This is a genomic window from Pseudomonas helmanticensis (genome assembly GCF_900182985.1).
GTDB lineage: Bacteria > Pseudomonadota > Gammaproteobacteria > Pseudomonadales > Pseudomonadaceae > Aquipseudomonas > Aquipseudomonas helmanticensis.
In genome coordinates this window covers 1,435,082-1,447,589 of the sequence record NZ_FXUY01000001.1, presented here as the reverse complement: position 1 = coordinate 1,447,589, position 12,508 = coordinate 1,435,082, and the positions used below count along the sequence as shown (strand labels likewise).

Annotated in this window: 6 protein-coding genes; all 6 read left to right on the top strand. The window is 61.0% G+C overall.

Annotated elements, in window-relative coordinates:
- The first annotated feature begins 155 nt into the window (after nucleotides 1–155).
- Entirely contained in the window at nucleotides 156–656 is a 501-nt protein-coding gene (gene tpx / locus QOL84_RS06445; RefSeq protein WP_008086450.1) for a thiol peroxidase, read from the top strand.
- Nucleotides 657–844: 188 nt separating this feature from the next.
- A complete protein-coding gene (locus QOL84_RS06440; protein WP_129393426.1) occupies nucleotides 845–2,152 on the top strand; it encodes an MdtA/MuxA family multidrug efflux RND transporter periplasmic adaptor subunit in 1,308 nt (435 codons plus the stop codon).
- Nucleotides 2,149–5,250, top strand: a complete 3,102-nt coding sequence (locus QOL84_RS06435) for an MdtB/MuxB family multidrug efflux RND transporter permease subunit (RefSeq protein WP_283436621.1) — start codon at nucleotides 2,149–2,151, stop codon at nucleotides 5,248–5,250. Before QOL84_RS06440 ends, QOL84_RS06435 begins: the two co-directional genes overlap by 4 nt.
- Nucleotides 5,251–5,392: 142 nt before the next feature.
- Nucleotides 5,393–8,500: an efflux RND transporter permease subunit gene (locus QOL84_RS06430; protein ID WP_283436620.1), complete on the top strand. Its 3,108-nt coding sequence runs from the start codon at nucleotides 5,393–5,395 to the stop codon at nucleotides 8,498–8,500.
- Nucleotides 8,497–9,966 (top strand): efflux transporter outer membrane subunit, encoded by a 1,470-nt coding sequence (locus QOL84_RS06425; RefSeq protein ID WP_129393435.1) that lies wholly within the window; start codon nucleotides 8,497–8,499, stop codon nucleotides 9,964–9,966. Before QOL84_RS06430 ends, QOL84_RS06425 begins: the two co-directional genes overlap by 4 nt.
- Nucleotides 9,967–10,305: 339 nt before the next feature.
- Nucleotides 10,306–12,387, top strand: a complete 2,082-nt coding sequence (locus tag QOL84_RS06420; protein ID WP_283436619.1) for a putative bifunctional diguanylate cyclase/phosphodiesterase — start codon at nucleotides 10,306–10,308, stop codon at nucleotides 12,385–12,387.
- Nucleotides 12,388–12,508: the final 121 nt, after the last annotated feature.

Sequence of the window (12,508 nt, the reverse complement as noted above, 5' to 3'; positions counted from 1 at the left end):
GCCTGCGGCAGCTCCTACAGGGGTGTCGGGTTGTATACAATTTTTTGTTGCGTACCCCGACAATTTTCAAGCGGGGCATAGGTCGTCGGACAATTTCGTGGTTAACTTCGGCCTCTTGCATGCTTTCCAATCAAAACATCAGAAGGACTCAAGTCATGGCTCAAGTCACCCTTAAAGGCAATCCGGTTCAAGTCAACGGCCAACTGCCACAAGCCGGTTCCAAGGCGCCAGCCTTTTCTCTGGTTGCCGGCAATCTGTCCGACGTCACCCTGAAAGACTTTGCCGGCAAGCGCAAAGTGCTGAACATCTTCCCAAGCGTCGACACCCCGACCTGCGCCACTTCCGTGCGCAAGTTCAACGCCCAGGCCAACGAAGTGGCCAACACGGTAGTGCTGTGCATTTCGGCTGACCTGCCATTCGCCCAGGCACGCTTCTGCGGCGCAGAAGGCCTTGAAAACGTGCAGAACCTGTCGACCCTGCGCGGCGCCGAGTTCATCGAAAACTACGGCGTGGCCATTGCTGACGGCCCCCTGAAAGGCCTGACCGCCCGCGCGGTAGTGGTTCTGGACGAAAATGACAACGTCCTGCACAGCGAACTGGTCAAGGAAATCGCTGAAGAACCAAACTACGATGCAGCCCTCGCTGTGTTGAAATAAGTGTTCTGAAACAAACGCTTTACAATTGTTAACGGCCTGGCCCTGTCCAGGCCGTTTTCATTTGTGTATCAGTGTTTTGCCTCACACCTTGAAACGTAAGTTGAAGGTAAATTGCCGGTAAAGCTGCTTTGCTTAATCGTCACCAGTGCTTATCGTTCAGCCTCCCGTAAAAGAAGCCCACGCGCCCAATGGTTAATCACTCCATGCAATCGTCCCCCCGCAACTCCCGTCGCTGGCTGATCAGCCTGCTTGTCTTGTTGGTTATCGCCGTGCTGTGCTGGAAATTCTGGCCTGCCGGCTCGGCCCACAAGGAGGGCGCCGAGAAAGCGGCCGCTGGGCACGCCGGGCGTTCGGGGATGATGCGGCCGGGCTTCGGCGGCGGCACCGGGCCGATTCCGGTGCGCGTGGCGCCGGCAGTCACCGGTGACTTCCCGCTGTATTACAAGGCGTTGGGCACGGTTACGGCGCTCAATACCATCAACGTGCGCAGCCGGGTTGGCGGCGAATTGATGAAAATCAATTTCGAAGAAGGGCAGATGGTCAAGGCCGGCGACCTGCTGGCAGAGATCGACCCGCGTCCTTACCAGAATGCCTTGCTGCAGGCTGAAGGCACGCTGTTGCAGAATCAGGCGCAACTGAAAAACGCTCAGGTCGATGTCGAGCGGTATCGCGGCCTGTTCAAGGAAGACAGCATCGCCAAGCAGACGCTGGACACCGCCGAAGCGCTGGTCGGCCAGTATCTGGGCACGGTCAAGACCAATCAGGCGGCGGTCAACGACGCCAAGCTCAATCTCGAATTCACCAAAATCCGCGCGCCGATTGCCGGTCGCGTCGGCCTGCGTCAGCTTGATGTCGGCAACCTGGTGGCGGCCAACGACACCACGTTCCTCGCGGTGATCACCCAGACGCAACCGATCAGCGTCGCGTTCACCCTGCCGGAAAACAGCCTCGAAACCGTGCTCGCCCGCTATCGCAGCGGCGCCAAACTGCCGGCCGAAGCGTGGGATCGCGGCGATAGCAAACTGCAAGCCACTGGCGTGCTGCAAAGCCTCGACAACCAGATCGACGTCGCCACCGGCACCCTGAAATTCAAGGCGCGTTACGAAAATCGTGACCAGTCGCTGTTCCCCAACCAGTTCGTCAACGTGCACTTGCTCGCCGACACCCTCAAGGGCGTGGTGCTGGCACCGTCGGCAGCCATCCAGTTCGGCACCAATGGCACCTTTGTCTATGCGATGGACGGCGACAAGAAGGTCACTATCCGCCAGTTGAAGATTGGCGCGAGCGACGGTTCAAATACTGTGGTCACCGAAGGCCTGTCCGCAGGCGACCGCGTAGTCCTCGAAGGTACCGACCGCCTGAAGGAAGGCAGCGAAGTGGAAGTGGTCAACGACAGCAATCAGGTGCCGACCACGCCGACCGAACATCTGCAAGGCAAATCCGCCGCCAACGCCCCGGACGCTGCTGTCACTGACAAGGCCAAGAAGGGCGCATGAACATTTCGCGGCTGTTCATTCTCCGTCCGGTAGCCACTACCCTGAGCATGCTGGCCATTGTGCTGGCCGGTCTGATCGCTTATCGCCTGTTGCCGGTGTCGGCCTTGCCTCAGGTCGATTACCCGACCATCCGCGTCATGACGCTGTACCCCGGCGCCAGCCCGGATGTGATGACCAGCGCGGTCACGGCGCCGCTTGAGCGCCAGTTCGGCCAGATGCCCGGCCTGACGCAAATGGCCTCGACCAGCTCCGGCGGCGCTTCGGTGCTGACCCTGCGTTTCAGCCTCGACATCAACATGGATGTCGCCGAGCAACAGGTGCAAGCGGCGATCAACGCGGCGACCAATCTGCTGCCCACCGACCTGCCGGCGCCACCGGTGTACAACAAGGTCAACCCGGCGGACACCCCGGTGCTGACATTGGCCATCACTTCGAAAACCATGTTGCTGCCCAAGCTCAACGACCTGGTCGATACGCGCATGGCGCAGAAGATCGCCCAGATCAGCGGCGTCGGCATGGTCAGCATTGCCGGCGGCCAACGCCAGGCGGTGCGGATCAAGGTCAACCCAGAGGCACTGGCGGCCAACAGCCTCAACCTGTCGGATGTGCGCACGCTGATCAGTGCCTCCAACGTCAACCAGCCAAAAGGCAACTTTGACGGCCCGACCCGGGTGTCGATGCTCGATGCCAACGACCAGCTGACCTCGCCCAAGGATTACGCCAACCTGATCCTTGCCTACAAGAACGGCGCGCCGTTGCGGCTCAAGGACGTTGCGGAAATCGTCGACGGCGCTGAAAACGAACGCCTCGCCGCGTGGGCCAACCAGAATCAGGCGGTGTTGCTGAATATCCAGCGTCAGCCGGGCGCCAACGTCATCGAAGTGGTCGACCGCATCAAGGCGCTGCTGCCGAGCATCACCGATAACTTGCCGGCCGGCCTCGATGTCACGGTGCTGACTGACCGCACCCAGACCATCCGCGCCTCGGTCACCGATGTGCAGCATGAATTGCTGATCGCCATCGCACTGGTGGTGATGGTGACGTTCCTGTTTCTGCGCCGCGCCAGTGCGACGATCATTCCGTCGGTGGCTGTGCCGCTGTCGTTGATCGGTACCTTCGGGGTGATGTACCTGGCGGGGTTCTCGGTCAACAACCTGACCTTGATGGCGCTGACCATCGCCACCGGTTTTGTCGTCGACGATGCGATCGTGATGCTGGAAAACATCGCGCGCTTCATCGAAGAAGGCGACAGCCCGATGCAGGCCGCGCTCAAGGGCGCGAAACAGATTGGCTTCACCCTGATTTCCCTGACCCTGTCGCTGATCGCGGTGCTGATTCCGCTGCTGTTCATGGCGGATGTGGTCGGGCGGTTGTTTCGCGAATTCGCCATCACCCTGGCCGTGGCAATCCTGATTTCGCTGGTGGTCTCGCTGACCCTGACGCCGATGATGTGCGCGCGTCTGCTCAAGCGTGAGCCGGAGGTTCATGAACAGGGCCGTTTCTACCGCGCCAGCGGTGCGGTCATCGACTGGATGATCGCTGCTTACGGGCGCAAGTTGCAGTGGGTGCTCAAGCATCAGCCGCTGACATTGCTGGTGGCCATCGGCACACTCGCACTGACGGTTGTCCTTTATATGGTGGTGCCGAAGGGTTTCTTTCCGGTGCAGGACACCGGGGTGATCCAGGGCATTTCCGAAGCGCCGCAGTCGATTTCCTTCGCGGCGATGGGCGACCGACAGCAGGAACTGGCGAAGATCATTCTCGAAGACCCGGCCGTGCAAAGCCTGTCGTCCTACATCGGTGTCGACGGCGACAACGCCACGCTCAACAGCGGCCGTTTGCTGATCAATCTCAAGCCGCATGGCCAGCGTGACCTGACCGCTACCGAGGTAATCGCGCGCTTGCAACCGCAAGTGGACAAACTGGTCGGCATCCGCCTGTTCATGCAGCCGGTACAGGACCTGACCATCGAGGATCGGGTCAGCCGCACCCAGTACCAGTTCAGCATGTCGTCACCGGATTCCGAGCTGCTCAGCCAGTGGAGCGGGCGTCTGGTCGAGGCACTGGCGCAGCGTCCGGAACTGACCGACGTTGCCAGCGATTTGCAGGACAAGGGCTTGCAGGTTTATCTGGTGATCGATCGCGATGCCGCCTCACGCCTCGGCGTGTCGGTGGCGAACATCACCGATGCGCTGTACGACGCCTTCGGTCAGCGGCAGATTTCGACCATTTACACCCAGGCCAGCCAGTACCGCGTGGTGTTGCAAGCGCAGGCCGGGGAGAAGATCGGTCCGCAGGCGCTGGATCAGATTCATGTGAAGACCACTGACGGCGCACAGGTGCGCCTGTCGAGCCTGGCCCATGTCGAGGAGCGTCAGGCGCAACTGGCCATCACTCACATCGACCAGTTCCCGGCAGTGATGATGTCGTTCAACCTTGCGCCCGGCGTCGCGCTGGGGCACGCGGTGGACATCATCGAGCAGGTGCAGAAGGACATCGGCATGCCGGTGGGCGTGCAAACCCAGTTCCAGGGTGCAGCCGAAGCGTTCCAGGCCTCGCTGTCGAGCACCTTGCTGCTGATTCTCGCGGCAGTGGTGACCATGTACATCGTGCTGGGCGTGCTGTACGAGAGCTACATCCATCCGATCACCATTCTCTCGACGTTGCCGTCGGCGGCGGTCGGTGCCTTGCTGGCGTTGCTGCTCAGTGGCAACGATCTGGGGATGATCGCGATCATCGGCATCATTCTGCTGATCGGTATCGTCAAGAAGAACGCGATCATGATGATCGACTTCGCCCTCGACGCCGAGCGCACGCAAGGCATGGCGCCGGAGCAGGCGATCTATCAGGCGGCGCTGCTGCGTTTCCGGCCGATCCTGATGACCACGCTGGCCGCGTTGTTCGGCGCGGTGCCGTTGATGCTGGCCACCGGTTCCGGCGCCGAATTGCGTCAACCGTTGGGTCTGGTGATGGTCGGCGGCTTGCTGGTGAGCCAGGTGCTGACGCTGTTCACCACGCCGGTGATCTACCTGTATTTCGACCGTCTCGGCCGACGCTTCGGCAAAACCAATGCCGACGCCAAAGAGGTCTCGGTATGACGGTCCGTAGAAATAACCCCTGCAGGAGTGAGCCTGCTCGCGATGAGGCCCGCACCTGCAACATCAAAATAGACAGACACACCGCTATCGCGAGCAAGCCCGCTCCCACAGGAGTGTGGTGTGACGTTGGGGATTGCGTTCGATGAACCTGTCCGGTCCTTTCATCAAGCGTCCGGTCGCAACGATGCTGCTGAGCCTGGCGATCATGCTGCTGGGCGGTGTCAGCTTCGGCTTGTTGCCAGTGGCGCCACTGCCGCAAATGGACTTCCCGGTGATCGTCGTGCAGGCGAGCCTGCCCGGTGCCAGCCCCGAGGTCATGGCGTCTACCGTGGCGACGCCGCTGGAGCGCTCGTTCGGCGCGATTGCCGGCGTCAACACCATGAGCAGCCGTTCCAGCCAGGGCTCGACCCGGGTCATTCTGCAATTCGACCTCGATCGCGACATCAATGGCGCGGCGCGCGAAGTACAGGCGGCGATCAACGCCTCGCGCAACTTGTTGCCGAGCGGCATGCGCAGCATGCCGACCTACAAGAAGGTCAACCCGTCGCAGGCACCGATCATGGTGTTGTCGCTGACATCGGACGTGCTGGAAAAAGGCCAGCTCTACGATTTGGCCTCGACCATTCTGTCGCAGAGCCTGTCGCAGGTGCAGGGTGTCGGTGAAGTGCAGATCGGCGGCAGTTCGCTGCCGGCGGTGCGCATCGAACTCGAACCGCAGGCACTCAACCAGTACGGCGTGGCACTCGATGACGTGCGCAAGACCATCGCCGATGCCAACGTACGCCGGCCCAAAGGCTCGGTCGAGGACGGTCAGCGTCTGTGGCAGATTCAGGCCAACGATCAACTGGAAAAAGCCAAGGATTACGAATCGTTGATCATCCACTACGCCGACGGTGCCGCGCTGCGCCTGAAGGACGTGGCCAAGGTCAGCGATGGCGTCGAAGACCGCTACAACAGTGGGTTCTTCAACGATGACGCGGCGGTGCTGCTGGTGATCAACCGCCAGGCCGGGGCCAACATCATCGAGACGGTCAACGATATCAAGGCGCAACTGCCGGCACTGCAGGCCGTGTTGCCAGCCAGCGTCAAACTCAACCTGGCGATGGACCGCTCGCCGGTGATCAAAGCCACGTTGCATGAAGCCGAGATGACCCTGCTGATTGCCGTGGCGCTGGTGATCCTCGTGGTGTTCCTGTTCCTCGGTAACTTCCGCGCCTCGCTGATTCCGACGCTGGCGGTGCCGGTATCGCTGGTCGGCACCTTTGCGGTGATGTACCTCTACGGGTTCTCGCTGAACAATCTGTCGTTGATGGCACTGATTCTGGCCACCGGACTGGTGGTCGACGACGCCATCGTGGTGCTGGAGAACATTTCCCGGCACATCGACGAAGGCGTCAAACCGATGCAGGCCGCGTACCTCGGGGCCAAGGAAGTCGGGTTTACCTTGCTGTCGATGAACGTATCGCTGGTGGCCGTGTTCCTGTCGATCCTGTTCATGGGCGGGATCGTCGAAAGCCTGTTCCGTGAATTCTCGATTACGTTGGCGGCGGCGATTGTGGTGTCGCTGGTGGTCTCGCTGACGCTGACACCGATGCTGTGCGCGCGCTGGCTCAAGCCGCACACGCCGGGGCAGGAAAACCGTCTGCAACGCTGGAGCCGGCGGACCAACGACTGGATGGTCGGCAAGTACGCGACCAGCCTCGATTGGGTTCTGCGTCACCGGCGCCTGACATTGCTCAGTCTGCTGATCACCGTGGGCGTGAACGTCGCGTTGTACGTGGTGGTACCGAAAACCTTCATGCCGCAGCAGGACACCGGCCAGTTGATCGGTTTCGTGCGCGGCGATGACGGTCTGTCGTTCAGCGTGATGCAGCCGAAAATGGAGATCTTTCGTCGCGCCGTGCTCAAGGATGATGCGGTGGAAAGCGTCGCCGGCTTCATCGGCGGCACCAACGGCACCAACAACGCCTTCATGCTCGTACGTTTGAAACCGATCAAGGATCGCCAGTTGTCGGCGCAGAAAGTCATCGAACGCCTGCGCAAGGAAATGCCCAAAGTCGCCGGTGCGCAACTGATGTTGATGGCGGATCAGGATCTGCAGTTCGGCGGCGGTCGCGAGCAGACCACGTCGCAATACAGCTACATCCTGCAAAGCGCGGACCTCGGTTCGCTGCGCGAGTGGTATCCGAAAGTGGTCGCCGCGTTGCGTGCGCTGCCCGAGCTGACCGCCATCGACGCCCGCGAAGGCAAGGGTGCGCAGCAGGTGACGCTGATTGTCGACCGCGATCAGGCGAAACGCCTGGGCGTCGACATGGACATGGTCACCGCCGTGCTCAATAACGCCTACAGCCAGCGGCAGATTTCGACGATCTACGACAGCCTCAACCAGTATCAGGTGGTGATGGAGGTCGACCCGAAATATGCCCAGGACCCGGTGACGCTGAAGCAGGTACAAGTGATCACGGCGGACGGCGCGCGCGTGCCGTTGTCGACCTTCGCTCACTACGAAAACAGCCTGGAAGACGACCGCGTCAGCCACGAGGGGCAATTCGCCTCGGAAGACATTTCCTTCGACATGGCCGAAGGCGTGACCGTGGAGCAGGGCAGTGCCGCCATCGAACGGGCGATTGCCAAGCTCGGTTTGCCGGAAGATGTCATTGCGAAAATGGCCGGCACCGCCGACGCGTTTGCCGCCACGCAGAAGAGTCAGCCGTTCATGATTCTCGGCGCGTTGCTGGCGGTGTACCTGGTGCTGGGTGTGCTGTATGAAAGCTACATTCACCCGCTGACGATTCTCTCGACCCTGCCTTCGGCCGGGGTCGGTGCGCTGTTGTCGATCTATGCGCTGGGTGGCGAGTTCAGCCTGATTTCCCTGCTCGGCCTGTTCCTGCTGATCGGCGTGGTGAAGAAAAACGCCATTCTGATGATCGACCTCGCGTTGCAACTGGAGCGCCATCAGGGCATGACGCCACTGGAATCGATTCGCAGCGCTTGCCTGCAGCGTCTGCGGCCGATCCTGATGACCACATTGGCGGCGATTCTCGGTGCCTTGCCGTTGCTGCTGAGCCGGGCCGAAGGCGCGGAAATGCGCCAGCCGCTGGGCCTGACCATCATCGGCGGGTTGATCTTCAGCCAGGTGCTGACCCTTTACACCACGCCGGTGGTTTACCTCTATCTCGACAAGCTGCGCCATCGTTTCAATAAATGGCGTGGCGTGCGTACTGACGCCGCTCTGGAAACTCCGCTATGACTGACCGTTCGCTTATCCATCTGGCCACTGTGCGTGGCTCGCGCCTGTTGAGTCTGTCGCTGTGCGTAGCGATGCTCAGTGCCTGCGCCGTCGGCCCCGATTACCAGCGCCCGCAGACTGCCGAAATCGCTCAGTACAAGGAAGCTCAGGGCTGGCGCCAGGCCAACCCCAGCGATTCGCTGGCCCGCGGCGCCTGGTGGGAGTTGTATGGCGATCAGCAGCTCAACGGGTTGATCGAGAAACTCAACAGTTCCAACCAGACCGTTGCGCAATCGGAAGCCCAGTTCCGCCAGGCCCAGGCTCTGGTGCGCAGTGCGCGCGGGGCGTTTTACCCGAATGTCGACCTCAGCGTTGGCAAGACCCGCTCCAGCCAGGGCACCGGCAGCAGCAGTTCGAGCCTGAGCAGTTCTTCCAGCGGTATTCGTGACACGTACAACGCGCAGTTGGGCGTCAGTTGGGAAGCCGATATCTGGGGCAAATTGCGCCGTGGACTTGAAGCGGATAAAGCCAGTGCGCAGGCGAGTTTTGCCGATCTGGCAGCCATGCGCCTGAGCCAGCAGTCGGAGCTGGTGCAGAACTACCTGCAATTGCGCGTGATCGATCAGCAGAAACGTCTGCTCGAAGCCACCGTCGTCGCCTATGAGCGTTCGCTGAAAATGACGCAAAACCAGTACCGCGCCGGTGTTTCCGGGCGTGATGCGGTGGCCCAGGCGCAGACGCAGCTGAAAAGCACCCAGGCCGACCTGGTCGATCTGATCTGGCAGCGGGCGCAGTTCGAGAACGCCATTGCCGTACTCACCGGGCAGGCGCCCGCCGAGTTCAGCATCGCCGAAACCCAGAACATTCCGAACCTGCCGCAGATTCCGCTGAACCTGCCGTCGCAGTTGCTCGAACGTCGCCCCGACATCGCCTCGGCCGAGCGTTCGGTGATTGCCGCCAACGCCAATATCGGTGTGGCGAAAGCCGCCTACTACCCGGATCTGTCCCTGAGCCTCAGCGGTGGCTACAGCAGCAGTACTTCACAAAACCTGATCAGCTTGCCCAACCGTTTCTGGTCGGTCGGGCCGAAGCTGGACTTGCCGCTGTTCGACGGCGGCATCCGTTCGGCCGAGGTCGATCGCACCGAAGCGGTCTATGACCAGACCGTGGCCAAGTATCGTCAGACCGTGCTTGATGGCTTCCGCGAGGTGGAAAACTATCTGGTGCAACTCAAGGTGTACGAGGACGAAGCCGCGGTGCGCCAGGAAGCGCTGGATGCCGCGCGTGATTCCTTGCGCCTGACCGAAAACCAGTACAAGGCTGGTTTGATTGCCTACATCGATGTGGTGGTGGTGCAAGCCACTGCACTGAGCAACGAGCGCACGGTGCTGAACATATTGCAGAGCCGTTTGATTGCCAGCGTGCAGTTGATTGCGGCGCTGGGCGGCGGTTGGGATGGACAGCTCGACGTCTCGGATTCCAACTAGACCCATACCCCCGGATACCGTGACGCCTCGGGACTGCGCTATTCCCCGGTAGGAGCTGCCGAAGGCTCGGGCCGCGATCGGACGATCTTTTGATCTTGATGTTTAAAAACAAGATCATAAGATCGCAGCCTGCGGCAGCTCCTACAGGGGTTGATCTGAATTTTGGTGTGGGCTGTGAGGGGCGGGCCAGAGCCTTGTAGGACGATTTGACAAGCGTTTCATCGGGTTGATGGCAATTTGCTTACTTTGTCAGTGCGTTCTGCTGTGCAATCAGTACAATCGCCGCATTTGCCCGACCGAGAACGGACGCAGTACGGTTTGGGAATCACGAGAATTTCCATGCTCATCGGTAGCTATTCCTTCACCCTGGTGTTCATTTCTTTGTGTGTGGCGATCCTCGCGTCATACACCGCGCTCGACCTGACCGGGCGCATCGCCACTGCCAAGGGCCGCGCCGTGCATTTCTGGACAGCGGGCGGCGCACTGGCCATGGGTGTCGGCGTCTGGTCGATGCATTTCATCGGCATGCTCGCTTTCAAGCTGCCGATCGATCTGGGCTATGACATCACCATCACGGCGCTGTCATTGCTGATTGCGGTGCTGTCCTGCGGGTTTGCCTTGTGGCTGGTCAGCCAGCCGAAACTGCCGATCCTGCAACTGGCATTCGGCGCCTTGATCATGGGCGCCGGCATCAGTGCCATGCATTACACCGGCATGGCGGCACTGCGCATGACCCCCGGCATCGACTACGATCCGACGCTGTTCGGCGCCTCGTTGCTGATCGCGGTCGGTGCCTCGGCAGCGGCGCTGTGGATTGCCTTTCGCCTGCGTCAGCATTCGCCGTATGTGCGTCTGATCCGTGGTGGCGCCGCGATCATCATGGGCATCGCCATTGTCGGCATGCACTACACCGGCATGGCGGCTGCGCAATTTCCCGATGGCAGCTTCTGCGGCGCAACGCTCAATGGCCTCAAAGGCAACGGCCTCGACAGCCTGGTGCTGATCACTACGCTGGCGGTGTTGTCGATTGCCTTGCTGACGTCGATCCTCGACGCGCGGCTGGAAGCGCGTACCGCCGACCTCGCGCATTCCCTGACCGTGGCCAACCGTGAACTCACCCAACTGGCCCTGCATGACCCGCTGACCGGCCTGCCGAACCGCATGCTGCTCGACGACCGGATCAATCAGGCGATCAAAAAGGTCCATGAGCAGGGCGGTTGCTTTGCCTTGATGTTCATCGATCTCGACGGCTTCAAACCGGTCAACGATGCGTTCGGCCATCACATGGGCGACCAGTTGTTGCGTGAGGTCGGCTTGCGTCTGCGCGAAGATTTGCGCAGCCAGGACACGTTGGCGCGCATCGGTGGCGATGAGTTCGTGCTGTTGGTGCGCCTGACCGAACCGAACGATGCCCTCGGGCTGGCGGCACGCCAGGTCGGCTTGATCGCGCAGTCGTTCCATGTCGCGGAACATGACTTGCAGATTTCCGCCAGCGTCGGCATTGCCCTGTACCCGGGCAATGGCCACAACGCTCAGGAGCTGCTGATGAACGCTGACGCGGCGATGTACCACGCCAAGGGCGGCGGCAAAAACGGTTACAGCTTCTTCGACGCATCGATGAACAACAACGCGCGCAAGCAACTGCAACTGCTGCAGGATTTGCGTGCGGCGCTGGAACACAGCCAGTTCAGCCTGCATTACCAGCCCAAGTTCGACGCCGCCAATGGGCAACCGGTCGGTGCCGAAGCGCTGCTGCGTTGGGAGCATCCGCTGCACGGCATGTTGATGCCGGACAAATTCATCGATCTGGCCGAGAAAACCGGGCTGATCATTCCCATCGGCGAATGGGTGCTCAACGAAGCCTGCCGGCAGATGCGCGAGTGGTACGTGCTCGGCTATACCGACTGGCGTATCGCGGTGAATCTATCGGCGTTGCAGTTCTGCCACACCGGGCTGGTGCGCAGCGTCGCCAAGGCACTGGCAACGCATCACCTGCCGGCCAACAGCCTGACCCTGGAAATCACTGAAACCACCGCCATGAGCGACGCCGATGCGAGCATGACGGTGTTGCAGGAGTTGTCGGACATGGGCGTCGACCTGTCCATCGATGACTTCGGTACCGGTTATTCGAGCCTGATGTACCTCAAGCGCTTGCCGGCCAACGAGCTGAAGATCGATCGGGGTTTTGTCCGCGATCTGGAGCATGACAGTGATGATGCCGCAATTGTTTCGGCGATTGTTGCGTTGGGTCAGGCGCTGGGTTTGCGCATCGTGGCCGAGGGCGTAGAGACCGGCGTGCAGCAGCAATTCCTGACGCAGTTGGGCTGTGATTCGTTGCAGGGTTATCTGCTCGGGCATCCGATGCCGGCGGACAAATTCATGCAGGATATTGCGCGCGGTGAGCAGCTGGCGGCGGTCTGACTTCCCGCTGAGCGAAGTTCAGGAAAAACATTGTGGCGAGGGAGCTTGCCCCCGCCAGGACGCGAAGCGGCCCCTCCTTTGAAGGTTGGGCCTGCTGTGCAGGCCATCGGGAGCAAGCTCC

What these genes read in the sequence shown, in the direction of transcription:
- tpx (WP_008086450.1), top strand. Translation starts at nt 156, where the DNA reads ATGGCTCAAGTCACCCTTAAAGGCAATCCGGTTCAAGTCAACGGCCAA.
- QOL84_RS06440 (WP_129393426.1), top strand. Translation starts at nt 845, where the DNA reads ATGGTTAATCACTCCATGCAATCGTCCCCCCGCAACTCCCGTCGCTGG.
- QOL84_RS06435 (WP_283436621.1), top strand. Translation starts at nt 2,149, where the DNA reads ATGAACATTTCGCGGCTGTTCATTCTCCGTCCGGTAGCCACTACCCTG.
- QOL84_RS06430 (WP_283436620.1), top strand. Translation starts at nt 5,393, where the DNA reads ATGAACCTGTCCGGTCCTTTCATCAAGCGTCCGGTCGCAACGATGCTG.
- QOL84_RS06425 (WP_129393435.1), top strand. Translation starts at nt 8,497, where the DNA reads ATGACTGACCGTTCGCTTATCCATCTGGCCACTGTGCGTGGCTCGCGC.
- QOL84_RS06420 (WP_283436619.1), top strand. Translation starts at nt 10,306, where the DNA reads ATGCTCATCGGTAGCTATTCCTTCACCCTGGTGTTCATTTCTTTGTGT.